The following is a 17,515-nucleotide window of genomic DNA, read 5'->3' as shown; positions in this document are numbered from 1 at the left end:
TATTATCACTTTTGATGTCAAAAAACAAGTTGTTTTAAGTTATTTTTTCAATTTGTGCAAAGTCGAGTTCCACAGGGGTCTCACGGCCGAACATGTTGACAAGCACCTTCGCTTTGCCCTTGTCCGCATCAATCGAATCAATTTTGCCAGTATAATTTGCAAACGGCCCTTCTTTGACTGTCACGGCTTCCCCTTCATCAAACTGAACATCGACAGGAGTCTTTTCCATGCCCATTCTTCTTAAAATATAATTGATTTCTTCCGGCAGAAGCGGAGTCGGCTTGGAACCGGATCCTGCTGAACCGACAAATCCTGTCACTCCCGGAGTGTTCCTTACGACGTACCAGGAATCATCTGTCATAATGAGCTCTACCAATACATACCCGGGGAAAACCTTTTTCTTTACCGTTTTTGTCTTTCCGTTTTTCGTGGCTGTTTCTTCATCCTCCGGAACAATGACGCGGAAAATCTTGTCTTGCATCCCCATGGATTCTACTCTTTTTTCAAGGTTCGTTTTCACCTTGTTCTCGTATCCGGAATATGTGTGGACAACGTACCAATTTTTTTCCATTGAGCGGGACTTAACGTCCTTCCCTCCCTATATAATCTGAATTTAGAGCTGTACGCCGCTAAACGGGCGCTTTCGCTTTTCTTATTGTCTAGCTCCAGCGCCCAGCGACTAGCAAACTTCGCACTCCTCCACTACGATAAGTCAACATCGGCTCCTTCGTCGCCGTGTTTCCTTTATCTCATTGCGGAGTGCTCCAGTTTGTACGTCGCTAAACGGGCGCTTTCGCTTTTCTTAGCCAAATGAAAAAACCCGTTGACCGGGCTTTTGAAAATACGGCGGCATTTTATTGTTGTTATATTATACCACGGGCAGTATGCTTATATACAAGTTTATCAATATAAGTCAGTTGTTTTTATAGATCAAGGATAAATCGGACGGATCTGGAAATCCCCAGATCGACAAGCGCAAAAAATAGAGCGAGTATCACGACTGTAGTAATGACTGTTATAGTGTATCCTACTAGTTCTTTCCGTTTCGGCCAGCTCACCTTTCTCATTTCCGAGCCGACGTTGCGGAAAAATTGAGTTATGCTTGACATGATCGAACCTCCAACATCTGTAAATAAACGGACACTCTTTAAAAGGGTTATTTGGTTTGCTGATGGACTGTGTGTGCATTGCAGCTTTTACAATATTTCTTAATTGTCAACCGCTCGGATGATTTTTCTCTGTTGTCCGTCGTATAATTTCTGGAACCGCAATCACTGCAAGCCCATATGATTTTGTTTTTCATCACTACCGCACCTTATATCAACATATCTTTTAAAAAATACCACGAAAAGACAGTGCCGTCAATATGGCACGGATGTTCAGAAGGTGATTTCACGCAATTCAAGGTAGCGTTCCAGCTTCCTTTTCACCCTTTGGAGAGCATTGTCGATTGATTTCACATGCCGGTCCAGTTCGTCGGAAATTTCCTGGTAGGTGCGGCCGTCCAAATAGAGGGCCAGCACCTTCCTTTCCAAGTCACTCAGCAGTTCAGTCATTTTATCCTCTATACTATTAAACCTTTCCCTATGAATGAGCAGTTCTTCCGGGTCCAAGATTTTCGCTCCGGAAATGACATCCATGAGTGTACGGTCTGACTCTTCATCGTAAATGGGCTTGTCCAAGGAAACATATGAGTTAAGTGGAATATGTTTTTGACGGGTAGCAGTTTTGATGGCGGTAATGATTTGCCTTGTAATGCAAAGTTCCGCAAAAGCTTTGAATGAGGCGAGTTTCTCTTCCTTAAAATCTCGGATTGCTTTATAAAGTCCAATCATGCCTTCCTGTACAATATCTTCGTTGTCCGCTCCGACCAGAAAATAGGACCGGGCTTTTGCCCTTACAAAATTTCGGTATTTTTTAATTAGATAATCAAGAGCTTCACTATCACCGTCGTGTACCAGTTCAATCAGCGCTTCATCTTCCAGCAAGTCAAAAACTGTGTCTCTTTCTAGTTTAATGTATGAAATCACTCTGATCCCCCGCTCCTGTAAAAACCGTCGATAGAATTATTATACATGACAGAATTTTCTAACGTCAACTGGTCATTTTTTGCCACGTCTCCACTTTTCAAAGATTTCTGTCATATCTTGGCTTAAAACTATCTTTTGTAAGGGAGCCTTTTCCCGCGTTTTTTCGACTTTCTTCTCAATCTTGCGCTCTGTGTCCAATACTTCTTCCAATAACTCCCGGGCTGATATTCTTAAAGCCCCCTGTCCAAAAATCGCCCATTGTTCCGTAAAATCGGAGGTGGCAACATAAATCTGCGTTGTTCGGCTGTTCAGCTCGTTAGCCAATTTTTCAATCCGTTCATCGGCAGTCTCCTCCGACTTTGTGTAAATCACCTCAACGCGATGCTGCCGATTCTTTTTTTCAACCCCTTTGACATCATAAGCATCAAAAACGACAATTACTTTGAAACCGGTAAATCCCTGATATTCTGCCAATATTTCTATGAGCCTGTCCCTTGCCGCTGCCAGGTCCCTTTGTTTCAGCTGAACGAGCTCGGGCCATGCACCGATCATGTTATATCCGTCGACGATCAAAATATCCATCGGTCACCTCTCAAGCGGCTGGCGCTTGCGGTACACTTCATACATTAAGAGAGCGGCCGCTACAGAGGCGTTTAATGATGTTACATGCCCGGCCATCGGCAAATGTACACGAAAATCGCACTTTTCTTTAATCAGCCGGCTCATTCCTTTGCCTTCGCTGCCGATGACGACGGCCAGGGGAAGGGAAGCGTCCATCCGGCGGTAATCGGTGCTTTCCTCTGCATCTGTACCAAATATCCAAATGCCCCGTTCCTTTAACTCCTCAATCGTTCTGGCGAGATTCGTGACGCGGGCAACCGGGATGTGTTCAATGGCACCGGTCGATAGTTTTGCAACCGTTGATGTCAGGCCGACTGCACGCCTTTTGGGGATGATGACCCCATGAACCCCCGCTGCATCCGCTGTCCTTAAAATGGAACCAAGATTATGGGGATCCTCCAGCTCATCCAGTATAAGGAAAAAGGGATCTTCTCCCTGTGAGGCCGCCCGTTCAAACAGTTCTTCCAAATCGGCATACCGGTAAGCGGCCACTTCCGCAATGACGCCTTGGTGATTTTCTTCCGTCATTTGATCAATTTTTTTCCTTGGGACATATTGAATCTGGACCCGCTTTTCTTTTGCCAGCTTAGCGATGGCTTGCATCTGCCCTTTTTGGGATCCTTCGGCTATCAAGATTTTATGAATGTCCCTTTCTGACCTGAGCGCTTCCAAGACGGGGTTTTTTCCTGCAATCCACTGCTGGCTCATGTTGCTCCTCCTCTTTCTTTGTCTATGGCCTCCATGATCTTTTCTATCAACTCTTCTAACCGTTCTTGTTCGTTAGCCAGGTAAAGCCAGCCGATCAATGCCTCCAGAGCCGTGCTGTGCCTATATGTTTGAACGTCCGTATTTTTGGGGACTGTTCCGGATTTGGCGTTTCTGCCGCGCCTGGCGATTTCCAGTTCTTCATCGGATAAAAAACCGCTGTTTATCAAATTTTTTAAAGCGGCCGCCTGGGCTTTTGCCGAGACGTAGCGGGTGGCCTCCAAATGCAGCTTGTTCGGCCTTGTTTTTCCGCTTTCCAACAAGCGGCCGCGGATGAACACATCATAAACGGCATCGCCCATATAGGCGAGTGCCAAACTGTTCAATTGTCTATATTCCACTTTTGGCGGAAGATTCATATAAGTCATCCCCGCTTCCATCTGGTGCCTTGTGCCGTGTCTTCCAGAATAATATTCCTGTCTTTTAACTGGTCACGGATTTGATCCGCCAGTTGGAAATTGCGTTCTCTTCTGGCCTGGTTGCGCCGTTCAATGAGTTGTTCGATATCCTCATCAAGCAGCTCTTCCGTTTCCAGCTCAAGCCCCAACACAGGGAACAGATCTTCAAATTCTTTCATGAATGCACGGATGACAGCAACGGATGTGTTTTTTTCCATCAAATAATAATTGGCCTGCTTTGCCAGTTCAAACAGGACGGAGATGCCATCAGCAGTGTTGAAGTCGTCATCCATCTTGGCTATGAACTCCTGATGCAGATCTTTGATGGTATCTGTCCATTCCTTTCCGTCATCCGCCAGGTCGGCGCTTGTTTCCAGCCGGTGCTTCAGGTTTTGATAAGATGTTTTCAGCCTTTCAAGTCCCGCACCCGCATCCGCAACGAGATTTTCCGAGTAGTTGATTGGATTGCGGTAATGGACAGACAGCATGAAGAACCTGAGAACCTGCGGGTCGATCTGCTTGATGATGTCATTGACCAGTACAAAATTCCCGAGTGATTTGGACATCTTTTCATTGTCAATATTAATATAGCCGTTATGCATCCAGTAGCGGGCAAAAGGCTTGCCGGTCATGGCTTCGGATTGGGCAATCTCATTTTCATGATGGGGGAATGTCAAATCCTGCCCTCCCGCATGGATATCGATTGTATCGCCGAGATACTCCCTCGCCATTGCGGAGCATTCAATGTGCCAGCCGGGGCGGCCTTTTCCCCACGGACTGTCCCAGGAGATCTCCCCTTCCTTTGCCGCTTTCCAAAGGGCGAAATCAAGCGCGTCTTCCTTCAATTCACCGGGCTGGATCCGGGCGCCGACCTTTAAATCATCAATCGATTGATGCGACAGCTTCCCATACCCGTCGAATCTTCTTGTCCGGTAATAAACATCTCCGCCGGATTCATAGGCATAGCCTTTTTCAATGAGCGTTTCAATGAATTCGATGATGATGTCTATATTTTCGGTCACCCGCGGGTGGTCGTCCGCCTTTTTGCAGCCCAAGGCAAGAATGTCCTCGAAAAAAGCATCAACAAACCGGTTGGCTACCGTGAGTGCATCTGTTTGAAGCGCTTTGGCCGTATTGATGATTTTGTCGTCAACATCGGTGAAATTGGAGACATAATGGACATCATAGCCCCTATATTCCAAATAGCGGCGGACTGTGTCGAATACAATCGCCGGGCGGGCATTCCCGATATGAATATAGTTATAGACAGTCGGTCCGCAAACATACATTTTGACCTTTCCTTCTTCAAGCGGAACGAACGTCTCTTTTTTCCGTGTCAATGTATTATAAATCCTGATTGTCATCCTGAATGACTCCTCTCTTTCTTTATGGCAGAAAGCTCCATATTTAAGCGTGCAATTTCCTGTTCCATGGCCGCCAATTTATCCGAAATCGGATCCGGAAGATCGCTGTGATTCAGGTCCTTCCTCACCTTTACTCCATCTTGTACAACAACCCGGCCGGGAATCCCGACTACTGTCGAATTGGGAGGAACGTCTTTTAAAACGACCGAGCCTCCGCCTACTTTTGAGTTTTCCCCAATAGTGATATTGCCAAGCACTTTTGCACCGGTGGCAATCAAAGCATTGTCCTTTATAGTCGGGTGCCGCTTCCCTTTTTCCTTCCCTGTTCCTCCGAGTGTCACCCCTTGGTAAACGGTGACGCCGTCACCGATTTCGCAAGTTTCACCGATAACCACTCCCATCCCGTGGTCAATAAAGAAACGGCGGCCGATTTTCGCTCCAGGATGAATCTCTATCCCGGTAAAAAAACGGTTGATCTGTGAAATCAGCCTTGCAATAAAGAACATCTTTCTTTTAAAGAACGCATGGGCAACTCTGTGAGCCCAAATGGCATGCAGGCCGGAATATGTCAGAATGACTTCAATGCTTGTGCGGGCAGCCGGGTCCTGATCAAACACTGTTTCAATATCTTCCTTCATTCGTTTGAACATGGTGATCACTCCTCTCTTTTGTTGGAAAATAAAAAAACGCCTCTATATACAGAGACGCTTACGGCGCGGTTCCACTCTGGTTGGGTGTTTTTTGAAAAAATTCCACACCCCAACTTATCCCCTCTAACGGAAGGTGTCCGCTTGCGTTTAATTGGCGGGCTGCCGTTCAACGCAAGGCTCCGGGGTGCATATTCAAAAAACGAGTGGCTCAAACCGCTCTCAGCCGTCGGCGGTTCTCTCTGATCAGCATCGATTTCCTACTTTTCCCCGTCATTGCTTTTACTATGACTATAATATATTACATTTTATTCGATTTGTTAACAAGAAAAGCGGAGGCACCTTGTTTAGCCCCGACAAGCACAAGACGCAGCCCTTCAGCCACCACAGGAAAGCGGCTTGATCCTTGCGGGGCTAAGCGCCGGAGCTTGACAAAGCGGAAACTAGTCCTAATCAATCTTATTTAAAAAAAGAATTTTTCCTTATCCTTGAATCAAACGCTCCAAACGCAATTTTACTTTTTCCTTCCCTAACAATTCAATGGCATTCGGAAGTTCAGGGCCTCGCATTTCGCCTGTCACGGCAACCCTGATCGGCATAAACAGCTTCTTGCCTTTATGTCCGGTTTCCTTTTGGACGGATTTCATGGCCTTTTTAATTTCAGACGCTTCAAACGGCTCCAAATCTGAAATTTGGTTATAAAATGCCTGCAGCACTTCCTGCACCTGCTCTTCCTCCAACACAGCCTTTTCCTCTTCTCCGAATTGAATGTCATCCTGGAAGAACTGCTTGGACAACTCGACGATTTCAGCCCCGTAGCTCATCTGCTCCTGGTACAGGGCAATGAGGCTCCGAGCCCATTTTTGTTCTTCCGGCGACGGCTCTTCGGGGACCAAGCCTGCCTTTTTCAAGTGCGGCATGGCCAATTCGACAACTCTGTCCAAATCCTGCTTTTTCATGTACTGATTATTCGTCCAGGCAAGCTTATGTTTGTCGAACAAAGCTGGAGATTTCGACAAGCGGCTGGCATCGAAAATGTCGATTAATTCTTGTCTTGAAAAAATCTCTTCCTCCCCTTCAGGCGACCATCCGAGCAAGGCAATAAAGTTGAATAGGGCTTCCGGAATATAGCCAAGGTCCGCATATTGCTCAATAAACTGGATGATCGTCTCATCCCGCTTGCTGAGCTTCCTGCGGTTTTCATTGACAATGAGCGTCATGTGGCCGAATACCGGCGGTTCCCATCCGAAAGCATCATAGACCATCAGCTGTTTCGGTGTATTGGAGATGTGATCATCTCCACGTAAAACATGGCTGATTTCCATTAGATGGTCATCAACGGCAACGGCAAAGTTATATGTTGGAATGCCGTCTTTTTTAACAATGACAAAATCACCGATTCCATCAGAGTCAAAGGAAACTTCATTTTTGACCATATCGTTAAAAGCAAATACTCTGCCTGAAGGGACCTTGAAGCGAATGCTGGGCTCCCTGCCTTCCGCCTCAAGTCTTTTCCGGTCCTCCGCTGTTAAGTGGCGGCATTTTCCGGAATACCGCGGCATTTCCTTGCGGGCTATCTGTTCTTCCCTTTCCGCTTCCAATTCCTCCGGTGTACAGTAGCATTTATAGGCCTGTCCGCTTTCAAGCAATTGATTATAATATTTTTGATAGATGTCATTGCGTTCCGATTGCCGGTACGGGCCATAACCGCCGTCTTTGTCAATGCCCTCATCCCAATCGATGCCGAGCCATTTCAAATAGGTCAGCTGGCTTTGCTCCCCGCCTTCTATATTTCTCTTTTGGTCCGTATCTTCAATCCGGATGATAAACTTTCCGCCCTTATTGCGGGCAAATAAATAGTTGAACAGTGCTGTACGTGCATTTCCTATATGAAGGTGCCCTGTCGGGCTTGGCGCATAGCGTACCCGTATGTCATTTGACATGTTAATGCCTCCTCAAAATTTCCAACAAGTTTCTTCTTACGCTTTTATGAAGCTCTTGCCCTATTTTACAATAACCTTGGCATACTTAAAAGCAACTGTTCCTATTCAGCGGATTTTCCGATTAAAACAACTGCCTGTGCGGCGATGCCCTCTTCCCGGCCAACAAAGCCAAGACGCTCTGTTGTCGTTGCTTTTACGTTCACCTGAGCTTTGTCCGCCTCAAGCAATTCGGCAATCCTCTCTCTCATCTGTTCAATATAAGGCGCCATTTTAGGTTTCTGGGCCATGATTGTGCAGTCGGCGTTCACGAGCTTATAGCCTCTTTCTTTGACAAGCAGCCATACATCCGCAAGCAGGCGGGCCGAATCCAGGTCCTTATTTGCCATGTCCGTATCCGGAAAGTGCCGGCCGATGTCACCTTCTCCAATTGCCCCCAGGCAGGCGTCAGCAACGGTATGCAGCAATACATCTGCATCTGAATGCCCTATAAGCCCTCTGTGGTGAGGAATGTGGATGCCGCCAATAATAAGCGGCCTGCCTTCGGCAAATTCATGTACGTCAAACCCTTGCCCAATTCTAAACATATGTATTTTTCTCCCCTCACTCATCCCAAATTCCTTCTTTTTGCCAATATGGCTTCAGCAAAGTATAAATCCTCGGGAGTCGTCAATTTAATATTATCGTAGTCGCTTTCTATAATCATGACAGGCTGGCCGGCTTTTTCAACAAGCGAGGCTTCATCCGTACCTACATAACCTTGTTCCTTCGCCTGTTCATGCGCACTCATTAAAATTGGCAAACGAAAGGCTTGTGGAGTTTGTATTTGCCACAAGCCCGATCGATCGACCGTTTCAACCACTTGATTCCGGTCCGCTCTTTTAATTGTATCTTTTACAGGGACCGCCGCTATGGCGGCGCCGTTGTCATGTGCCGCCTGAACAAGCCGGCTGATCGTATGCTGGCGGATGAAAGGGCGGGCGCCGTCGTGAACGAGGATGATCTGGCCGCCGGCTGCCTTCAATCCATTATAGACGCTGTGCTGGCGTTCATCCCCCCCGTAAACATAAGCGATTTTTCCATTGCCCGGATGACCGGCCAGTATGTTCCTAAATTGGCTTTCATCGTTTGGCTGGATGGCAAGAATTATTTTTTTACAGTAAAGGTCGGACGCAAATACATCTAATGTATGCAGGATGACCGGCCGCCCCGCAACTTCAATAAATAACTTATTTCGGCCGGCCCCCATTCTTTTCCCCGATCCCGCAGCGGGGATGATCACCTGATATTCCAACTGAAATTCTCCTGTCCCTATAAAGCTTTTTCCAATAATTTAGGCTTGGCAAAAATCATCCGGCCCGCAGATGTCTGCAAGACGCTTGTGACGATGACATCAATTCTTTTGCCAATGTAATCTCTTCCCTCTTCAACAACGATCATCGTACCGTCATCAAGATAAGCAACGCCCTGATTGTATTCTTTGCCGTCTTTAATGACCTGGACATTCAGCTCTTCCCCAGGCAATACGACCGGCTTCACTGCATTTGCAAGATCATTGATATTTAACACGGGAACGTCTTGGATTTCACACACTTTATTTAAGTTGAAGTCGTTTGTGACAACTGTCCCGTTCATTAACTTGGCCAGTTTCACAAGCTTGCTGTCCACTTCCTGGACATCTTCGAAATCTCCTTCGTACATTTCCACCTCAATGTTGATTTCCTTCTGGATCCGATTCAACGTATCAAGCCCGCGTCTTCCCCGGTTCCTCTTCAAAGCATCCGAGGAGTCCGCAATATGCTGCAGCTCTGCAAGAACAAAATGAGGAATGACGAGAACTCCGTCCAAAAAGCCTGTCTGGCATATATCGGCGATTCTCCCGTCGATGATGACGCTTGTATCAAGGATTTTCAGCCTTCTTGAAGAGTATTTGGGCTGATCGGCGGAATCTTCTTTCTTTTTATTTGATCGGTTGAAGGAAAAGAAATTCATCAACTCTTCTTTCTTTTTAAAGCCCACCTGAAAACCGAGATATCCAATCAGCAGGGTCAATAATATCGGAACAACTTCATTTACGATAGGCAATTCGGTCTGGTTGATGGCCAATCCTGCCAGGAAGGCAATGATCAGTCCGAAAATCAGCCCCAGGCTACCAAATAAAATATCTGAGACAGGAGCCTTGACAATACGGTCTTCGAACCATTTGACAAAGTGGACAACATGGTCAACCGCCCAAAAAGTAATGACATAAAATATGATTGCACCTATAAGAGCATTAACCAACGGATTATTAATTAAAACGATCTGATCAAGAGAAGCTAATTTTAAAAGTTCAGGAACGAAGAGTACTCCCAGGGTTCCCCCCATAAGTAAAAAACAAGCCTGAACTATTCGTTTTAACATGCTCTCACCTCCTTATCCTAATTATAAGCAACTTGCCTATTTTAAAAACATGAAGGCCCCAATTTATTACAGAATCATTCTTAATTCCCACAAAATATTATATTAATATAACTTCAGCGGATTCTATCCCTTTACTATTACTTTAGCAAAATGGATGCAGTGAGTCTATTTCACTTATGTGACAATTATCGTTCATACCGCTCAGTTAAAAGCTTGCCTCAAAGCTTCTTCAACCGTTGCCACACCGATCAGTTCAATTCCTTCCGGTACCTTCCATCCGCCAATATTTTTATCAGGAACAAGCACTCGGGTAAAGCCCAATTTGGCAGCTTCCTGCACCCTCTGTTCAATCCTTGAGACACGGCGCACTTCCCCGGTCAATCCAACTTCGCCAATGATGCAGTCGGCCGGTCTTGTCGGATGGTCCCGGAAGCTTGAAGCAATGCTCACGGCTATGGCCAAGTCAATCGCCGGCTCATCCAGCTTCACTCCGCCGGCAACTTTTAAATAAGCGTCCTGGTTCTGCAGCAGCAGACCCACCCGCTTTTCCAATACAGCCATCAACAGGGAGACCCTGTTGTGATCGATGCCGGTGGCCATCCGCCGGGGATTTCCGTAGCTAGTCGGAGAAATCAATGCCTGTATTTCCACTAACACCGGCCTTGTTCCTTCCATTGATGCCACAACAGTCGAGCCTGATGAGCCCTTGGACCGCTCTTCAAGGAAAATTTCTGATGGATTTTCCACTTCATCGAGGCCAAATTCCTTCATTTCAAAAATGCCGATTTCATTCGTGGATCCGAAACGGTTTTTTACCGCCCTGAGGATGCGGTACGTATGGTGCCGTTCCCCCTCAAAATACAGAACAGTGTCAACCATGTGCTCCAAAAGCCGGGGCCCTGCAATAGCCCCTTCCTTCGTTACGTGCCCTACTATGAAAATGGCAATCCCTTTCGTTTTCGCAATTTTCATCAGTTCGGCTGTACATTCACGAACCTGGGAGACACTCCCCGGTGCAGAAGTGATCTCAGGATGATAGACGGTTTGAATCGAATCAACCACTACAAAATCCGGCGATAAATCTGAAATCGTCTGGTGAATCAATTCAAGGTTCGTCTCGGCATAAATATATAGGCTGGGCGAAGAGACATTTAGCCGCTCCGCTCTTAATTTTGTCTGTTTGACAGATTCCTCACCCGAAATATAAAGCACCTTTTTATCCGTATCAGCCAGTTGTGAGGACACCTGCAAAAGCAGGGTTGATTTCCCGATTCCCGGGTCACCGCCTATTAACACTAAAGAGCCGGGGATAACGCCGCCTCCCAGCACGCGGTTGAACTCTTTCAGTTTTGTTTCCACCCTCGGTTCATTTTCGGTTTGAATGGCGTTGATCGGCTCGGCTTTGGACCTGCCTTCATCAGATGGGCTTAAGGATCCTTTTCTTCCCTTTCCAATGATTTCAACCTCTTCCACCATTTGATTCCATTCCCCGCACCCGGGACAGCGCCCCATCCATTTGGGGGACTCATATCCGCAGTTTTGACACATGAATTTTGTCTTTTTTTTCGCCAACTACTTTCTTCCCCCTCATCTTCTGTTACTTATATCTCCATTGTAAAGGACCAGTGTGTCAGGCAGATGTCAAAACGGCTGTTTCAACAACAAAAATGTTGCATTAGCTTTTCCTGTCTTGATTCAGGCTCCTGCTAAAAAGCCCTATCGCGTCGACTGTTCTGTTCGTCTGAGCTGACAAACAAAGGTTGGGGTACACGGCTTTCGTTCTCCATGTACCCCTCCAGATTAGGAAATAGCAGTTTCCTCTTCTTCTTTTGCTTTCACTATGAATTCCCCGTCCTGAACATCGACGACAACTTGTTGGCCCATTTTGATCGTTCCTTTCAGCAGTTCCTCTGACAGGCGGTCCTCTATAAACTTCTGGATGGCCCTTCTGAGCGGACGGGCCCCATATTCCGGATCGAAACCTTCCTCCGTTATTTTATCTTTTGCCGCTTCGGTCAACTCAAGATCCATATCCTGTTCCTTCAAGCGGGAGATCAATTGATTCGCCATCAATGTGGCAATTTCCTTCAGATGTGGTTTCTCCAAGGCATGGAAGACGATAATTTCATCAACTCTGTTCAAAAACTCAGGACGGAATGCCTTTTTCAATTCTTCCATGACCTGGCTTTTCATGTCTTTATAATCCTGCTCTCCATCCTGGATGGCAAAGCCTACATATTTATTGCGTTGCAAGGCCTGGGCTCCGACGTTCGATGTCAAAATGAGAACAGTGTTTCGGAAGTCAACCGTTCTTCCTTTCGAATCAGTCAAACGGCCATCTTCAAGCACTTGGAGCAAAATATTAAATACATCTGGATGGGCCTTTTCAATTTCATCCAGCAGAATGACGGAATAGGGCTTGCGGCGGACCTTTTCGGTCAGTTGGCCGCCTTCTTCAAATCCGACATATCCCGGAGGCGAGCCGACGAGGCGTGACGTAGAATGTTTCTCCATATACTCAGACATATCGAGACGGATGATAGCATCCTCGTCTCCGAACATGGATTCTGCAAGCGCCCTTGCAAGCTCCGTTTTCCCTACACCGGTTGGACCCAGGAAGATAAAGGAACCGATCGGCCGCTTCGGATCTTTCAGCCCCGCTCTTGCTCTTCGCACCGCCTTCGCAACAGATTTAACGGCTTCCTCCTGTCCGATGACCCGTGAATGCAGAATTTCTTCCAGTTTCAACAATCTTTCCGTTTCAGTCGAAGCCAGTTTCGATACTGGGACACCAGTCCAGCTGGATACGACTTTGGCGATATCCTCTACCGTCACTTCCGTATTTTCCTGTCCCTGTTTTTCTTTCCAAGTTTTTTTCGTTTCTTCCAGTTCTTCCCGGAGCTTTTGTTCTGAATCCCTTAAAGAAGCAGCTTTTTCAAATTCCTGGCTTTGGACGGCTGCATCTTTCTCTTTGCGGATGGATTCAAGCTTCACTTCCAATTCTTTTAGATTCGGCGGCGTCGTATAAGAACGGAGCCGGACTTTGGAACCAGCTTCATCAATCAGGTCAATCGCTTTATCAGGAAGGAAGCGGTCCGAGATATAACGGTCAGCCAATTTCACTGCTGCTTCAATTGCCTCATCCGTAATGGATACACGGTGGTGGGCTTCATAGCGGTCGCGGAGTCCTTCCAGTATTTGAATGGATTCTTCAACCGTCGGCTCATCCACTTGTATAGGCTGGAAGCGCCGCTCAAGCGCTGCGTCCTTTTCAATATATTTGCGGTATTCATCCAATGTCGTGGCACCGATACATTGAAGTTCTCCGCGGGCAAGCGACGGTTTTAAAATGTTTGATGCATCAATGGCACCTTCCGCTCCCCCTGCACCAATCAATGTATGAAGTTCATCAATAAATAAAATGATGTTGCCTGCCTGCCTGATTTCATCCATTACCTTCTTCAGACGGTCTTCGAATTCTCCGCGGTATTTTGTGCCTGCCACGACAGTTCCCATATCAAGGGTCATGACACGCTTGTCGCGCAGGGTTTCAGGCACTTCGTTATTGATGATTTGCTGTGCCAGGCCTTCCGCTATCGCAGTTTTACCAACCCCGGGTTCGCCGATCAGGACCGGATTGTTCTTAGTCCGTCTGCTTAATACTTCAATGACCCTTTGGATCTCTTTGTTGCGGCCAATAACAGGGTCAAGGGTCCCTTCTCTTGCTATCGCAGTCAAATCCCTTGCCAGGCTGTCTACCGTAGGAGTATTGGCACTTGCAGAAGCCCCGCCGTGGGTGCTTGCCTCATTGCTTCCCAAAAGCTGGAGCACCTGCTGGCGGGCTTTATTCAGACTGACACCCAAATTATTCAATACTCTTGCAGCTACACCTTCCCCTTCACGAATGAGGCCAAGCAGGATATGTTCCGTGCCGACGTATGAATGACCGAGCTTTCTGGCTTCGTCCATCGACAGCTCAATCACTTTTTTGGCACGCGGCGTATAATGAATCGTTTGTGAAGTATCTTTCCCTCGGCCAATTAAGTTTTCTACTTCTTTTTGAATCTTTTCGGGACCCAGGCCGAGTCCATATAACGCCTTAGCCGCTATTCCTTCTCCTTCCCTGACCAGTCCCAGCAAAATATGCTCAGTTCCGATATTGCCGTGGCCAAGGCGGACTGCTTCTTCCTGTGAAAGGGCCAATACCTTTTGAGCTCTCTCTGTAAAACGACCAAACATCATACTAATCTCCTCCTGTCCGTCTCTCTTCTAGTTTCAATCTTTCCCGTATCAATGCCGCCCTTTTAATATCCCGTTCAACAGGACGAAGCGGCCCCCCTGCATATTGCTGTAAAAATCCCGGCTGCGTCAAGATCATCAATTCATTTAGAATATTTCTGGAAAGATGAGTAATGTATCCTGTATCTATGCCCAATCTGACATCAGATAAACATTCAGATGCCTCTTTTGTTTCAATGATCCTGCTGTTGGCCAATATTCCGTAGGAACGAAATACCTTATTTTCCAATTGAATGCCTGATGTTTTTATTAATGCTTCCCTTGCCGCTCTCTCCTGAGCAACAATTTGCTGGACGACGCTAATCAAATCGCCTATGATATCCTCTTCCGACTTCCCAAGTGTAATCTGATTGGATATTTGGAATATATTTCCCAAAGCTTCGCTGCCTTCTCCATAAATCCCCCGTACGACAAGCCCGAGCTGGTTAATTGCAGGAATAATGCGGTTCATCTGTCGTGTCAGGATAAGTGCAGGCAGATGAACCATGACGGATGCCCGAAGTCCGGTCCCCACATTTGTCGGACAGCTTGTGATATACCCCAGCTTTTCATCGAATGCATAATCGACTTTTGCTTCCAGGATATTATCAATGACATTTGCCCGTTCCAGCGCTTCACTTATTTGCAGGCCCGGAAACAGACATTGGATCCTGATATGATCTTCTTCATTGAGCATGATGCTTATATCTTCCTGACCGGACAGCAAAACTGCACCATGTGTGGCATGTTCAGCCAATCGGGGACTGATTAAATGCTTTTCCACCAACACCCTTTTTTCCAGTGCCTTTAAATCATCAATTTCCAAAAATTCCAGCTGGCCGAAGCCATGATCATTTTCTTGTACAAAAATATTTTTAGTTTTGCTAATGATTTCCCGTGCTTCATCATTAGTAAACAAAGTCGGGAACTTAAAGTTTCGTAAATTCCTTGCCAATCTTATCCGGGAGCTGAGAATGATATCGGAATCAGGTCCTTCTGAACTCATCCAAGAACTGACAGCCTGATTAAGAAACTTTTCGAGGCTCATTCCATTTTCTCCTCCCCTTCTGCCAATTTTTTTTCAAGGGAGCGGATTTGGTCGCGTACTTCTGCAGCTTTTTCAAACTCTTCTTGTTCGATCAGAGCTGCAAGCTCACTTTTGCATTCCTGTATTTTCTTTTTTAAATGCAAAGACCCGCCCATCCTCGCCGGAACCTTCCCTCCGTGGACTATATTGCCGCTGTGCAGCTTTTTCAATATGGGAATCAGTTCTTTTCTGAAGGCGTTGTAGCAATTGGCACAGCCAAAACGTCCGATATTCGCAAATTGCTGATAGGTCATACCGCAAACATCACATTGGACAATTTGGCTTCCAAGCGCTGTATGGGGCGAAGCATTTTGAAAGGAGGATGGATTCAACAGTCCGGCAAGCAGATCATTGATGGAAAAGCCTGCTCCTCCTTCCAGCAGAAACATTTCACCTTTTTCCTGCGCGCATCTTTCACATAGTTGTATAACCGTTTTCTCTCCGTTCACTACTTTTGTAAAATGCAGAGAGGCCGGCCTTTCTTTACATTCTTGACAAATCATCAAAGCCCTCCTCCTTTTCCCTAATCAAATTTTATCGTCCGAAGCATGGCCTTCAGCATCCTGGCCCTTAATTCATCCCTATCCGGCAGATCGATATATAATACTGAACGGTCAATGACATTTAACATGATCTTTGCCTCACGTTCTGATATGATTTCTTCTTCCAGCAGCCTCATGATGACATCCTCTGCTCTGCTTTGGGAAATTTTTTGGCCAATTAAAACTTTCAATTGGTCGATCAGATGAGCCTGATTATGAAGTTTAACCTTGGAAATGCGGATATAGCCGCCCCCGCCCCGTTTACTTTCAACCATGTATCCCTTTTCCATTGTGAACCGGGTATTTATGACATAGTTTATTTGTGAAGGGACACACTGAAATTTATTTGCCACTTCGCTTCTTTTTATTTCTACGATTTCGCTTTCACTTAGTTCCAAAACCTGCTTTAAATAATTTTCAATAATATCGGATATATTCCGCATCATCAAGCACCTCCTTACCTTGCTTGACTTTGACTATATTTGACTTATATTATACAAAATTTAATGCCCCGTTGACAATCAATTTTATCTTACCCATCCTTTTATGGAATCAACACCCCAAAAGGCAAATTGGGACCAAAGACTTGGAAGCTGCAGATTGATTGATTTTTGTACTTCGGCAAAACTTCTATAATAGCGCCTCGAGATTCTTTTTAACTTTCGGAGGTTTTGTCTGCGGGGCGTATCTTTTTACGACGAATCCCTGTCGATTGATCAGGAATTTTGTGAAATTCCACTTGATTTCCTTTGTCAAAAATCCCTGCTTTGAACCTGTCAGAAACTTGAATAGCGGATGGGCATTCTCGCCTTTTACCTGGATTTTGGCGAAAATCGGAAAAGTGACACCATAATTCGTTTGACAAAAATCCAAGGTTTCCTGAATATCATCGAATTCCTGGTTCATGAATTGATCGCTCGGAAAGCCGAGAACAGCGAAACCTTGATCTTTGTATGTATCATGAAGCAGCTGCAACTCTTTCAGTTGGGGGGTAAATCCGCATTTACTGGCTGTATTGACAATAAGCAGCACTTTACCTCGAAATTCGTTTAAGGAAACTTTTTTCCCATCGGCGCTTCGGACACCAAAATCATATATGGACATGACTCCCCCTCCACAGTTTGTAGTTTATTTTAATTTTAGGAAAGGATCCCGACGAAAACAATCTTTATGACTTTTGCAGGTAAATTGGAAATGTTATCGAGTTGCATGAATTGCGGGGGATTGCACGAAATGAGGGTGTGATTGCACGAACTCAGGCGGAATTGCACGAATTGGGAGCGTAATTGCACGAACTGGACCTGGAATTGCACGAATTCCGGCTCGAATTGCACGATTGGACATTTTGATCCAGTCAACCGGCTCCATATTGTCCGAGCCCCTAGGAACACAAAAAAACATGAAGCCTTCTGGCCCCATGTTCTGTCTTTGCCCGGCGGC

20 protein-coding genes and 1 other annotated feature are annotated in these 17,515 nt (G+C 46.0%); all 20 genes read right to left on the bottom strand.

Annotated elements, in window-relative coordinates; genetic code table 11:
- Positions 1-34: 34 nt before the first annotated feature.
- Complete coding sequence (nusG, locus tag D4N35_RS09335) at positions 35-571, bottom strand: transcription termination/antitermination protein NusG (RefSeq protein ID WP_120072801.1); 537 nt, start codon at positions 569-571, stop codon at positions 35-37.
- A 352-nt stretch (positions 572-923) separates the two neighbouring features.
- Positions 924-1,109 carry a preprotein translocase subunit SecE gene (gene secE / locus D4N35_RS09330; protein WP_120072799.1) on the bottom strand — a complete coding sequence of 62 codons (186 nt, stop codon included), beginning with the start codon at positions 1,107-1,109 and terminating at the stop codon, positions 924-926.
- A gap of 47 nt (positions 1,110-1,156) precedes the next feature.
- On the bottom strand, positions 1,157-1,303 hold the full coding sequence (rpmG, locus tag D4N35_RS09325) for a 50S ribosomal protein L33 (protein ID WP_120072797.1): 147 nt from the start codon (positions 1,301-1,303) through the stop codon (positions 1,157-1,159).
- A gap of 76 nt (positions 1,304-1,379) precedes the next feature.
- On the bottom strand, positions 1,380-2,030 hold the full coding sequence (gene sigH / locus D4N35_RS09320; protein WP_120072795.1) for an RNA polymerase sporulation sigma factor SigH: 651 nt from the start codon (positions 2,028-2,030) through the stop codon (positions 1,380-1,382).
- 72 nt (positions 2,031-2,102) lie between these two features.
- On the bottom strand, positions 2,103-2,612 hold the full coding sequence (locus D4N35_RS09315) for an NYN domain-containing protein (RefSeq protein WP_120072793.1): 510 nt from the start codon (positions 2,610-2,612) through the stop codon (positions 2,103-2,105).
- 3 nt (positions 2,613-2,615) lie between these two features.
- The gene (gene rlmB / locus D4N35_RS09310) at positions 2,616-3,359 is read right to left on the bottom strand and encodes a 23S rRNA (guanosine(2251)-2'-O)-methyltransferase RlmB (protein ID WP_120072791.1); all 744 of its coding nucleotides are present in this window, start codon (positions 3,357-3,359) and stop codon (positions 2,616-2,618) included.
- Positions 3,356-3,784, bottom strand: a complete 429-nt coding sequence (locus D4N35_RS09305) for a Mini-ribonuclease 3 (RefSeq protein ID WP_120072789.1) — start codon at positions 3,782-3,784, stop codon at positions 3,356-3,358. The genes rlmB and D4N35_RS09305 overlap by 4 nt, the downstream gene beginning before the upstream one ends.
- A complete protein-coding gene (gene cysS / locus D4N35_RS09300) occupies positions 3,781-5,178 on the bottom strand; it encodes a cysteine--tRNA ligase (protein WP_120072787.1) in 1,398 nt (465 codons plus the stop codon). Before cysS ends, D4N35_RS09305 begins: the two co-directional genes overlap by 4 nt.
- Positions 5,175-5,828 carry a serine O-acetyltransferase gene (gene cysE / locus D4N35_RS09295; protein ID WP_120072781.1) on the bottom strand — a complete coding sequence of 218 codons (654 nt, stop codon included), beginning with the start codon at positions 5,826-5,828 and terminating at the stop codon, positions 5,175-5,177. The genes cysS and cysE overlap by 4 nt, the downstream gene beginning before the upstream one ends.
- A gap of 47 nt (positions 5,829-5,875) precedes the next feature.
- Positions 5,876-6,111: a binding site (T-box leader), on the bottom strand.
- 196 nt (positions 6,112-6,307) lie between these two features.
- Complete coding sequence (gltX, locus tag D4N35_RS09290; RefSeq protein WP_120072778.1) at positions 6,308-7,768, bottom strand: glutamate--tRNA ligase; 1,461 nt, start codon at positions 7,766-7,768, stop codon at positions 6,308-6,310.
- A 101-nt stretch (positions 7,769-7,869) separates the two neighbouring features.
- The gene (gene ispF / locus D4N35_RS09285; protein WP_120072921.1) at positions 7,870-8,352 is read right to left on the bottom strand and encodes a 2-C-methyl-D-erythritol 2,4-cyclodiphosphate synthase; all 483 of its coding nucleotides are present in this window, start codon (positions 8,350-8,352) and stop codon (positions 7,870-7,872) included.
- A 20-nt stretch (positions 8,353-8,372) separates the two neighbouring features.
- Entirely contained in the window at positions 8,373-9,059 is a 687-nt protein-coding gene (gene ispD / locus D4N35_RS09280) for a 2-C-methyl-D-erythritol 4-phosphate cytidylyltransferase (protein ID WP_120072776.1), read from the bottom strand.
- A 17-nt stretch (positions 9,060-9,076) separates the two neighbouring features.
- Entirely contained in the window at positions 9,077-10,168 is a 1,092-nt protein-coding gene (locus tag D4N35_RS09275) for a PIN/TRAM domain-containing protein (RefSeq protein WP_120072774.1), read from the bottom strand.
- A gap of 201 nt (positions 10,169-10,369) precedes the next feature.
- Positions 10,370-11,740, bottom strand: a complete 1,371-nt coding sequence (gene radA / locus D4N35_RS09270) for a DNA repair protein RadA (RefSeq protein WP_120072772.1) — start codon at positions 11,738-11,740, stop codon at positions 10,370-10,372.
- A 228-nt stretch (positions 11,741-11,968) separates the two neighbouring features.
- Positions 11,969-14,410, bottom strand: coding sequence for an ATP-dependent protease ATP-binding subunit ClpC (gene clpC, locus D4N35_RS09265; RefSeq protein ID WP_120072770.1), 2,442 nt, complete (start codon positions 14,408-14,410; stop codon positions 11,969-11,971).
- A 1-nt stretch (position 14,411) separates the two neighbouring features.
- Positions 14,412-15,494 (bottom strand): protein-arginine kinase McsB, encoded by a 1,083-nt coding sequence (mcsB, locus tag D4N35_RS09260; RefSeq protein ID WP_120072768.1) that lies wholly within the window; start codon positions 15,492-15,494, stop codon positions 14,412-14,414.
- Complete coding sequence (gene mcsA, locus D4N35_RS09255; protein ID WP_120072766.1) at positions 15,491-16,036, bottom strand: protein-arginine kinase activator protein McsA; 546 nt, start codon at positions 16,034-16,036, stop codon at positions 15,491-15,493. Before mcsA ends, mcsB begins: the two co-directional genes overlap by 4 nt.
- A 20-nt stretch (positions 16,037-16,056) precedes the next feature.
- Positions 16,057-16,518 carry a CtsR family transcriptional regulator gene (locus D4N35_RS09250; protein ID WP_120072919.1) on the bottom strand — a complete coding sequence of 154 codons (462 nt, stop codon included), beginning with the start codon at positions 16,516-16,518 and terminating at the stop codon, positions 16,057-16,059.
- A 187-nt stretch (positions 16,519-16,705) separates the two neighbouring features.
- Positions 16,706-17,179 (bottom strand): glutathione peroxidase, encoded by a 474-nt coding sequence (locus D4N35_RS09245; RefSeq protein WP_120072765.1) that lies wholly within the window; start codon positions 17,177-17,179, stop codon positions 16,706-16,708.
- Between the two features lie 93 nt (positions 17,180-17,272).
- The coding region (locus D4N35_RS18285) for a hypothetical protein (protein WP_208646289.1) at positions 17,273-17,515 on the bottom strand (243 nt) is incomplete at its 5' end.

Origin of the sequence: Siminovitchia fortis (assembly GCF_003605365.2) — a bacterium.
GTDB lineage: Bacteria > Bacillota > Bacilli > Bacillales > Bacillaceae_C > Siminovitchia > Siminovitchia fortis.
This window is presented reverse-complemented; position numbering and strand designations above follow the sequence as displayed.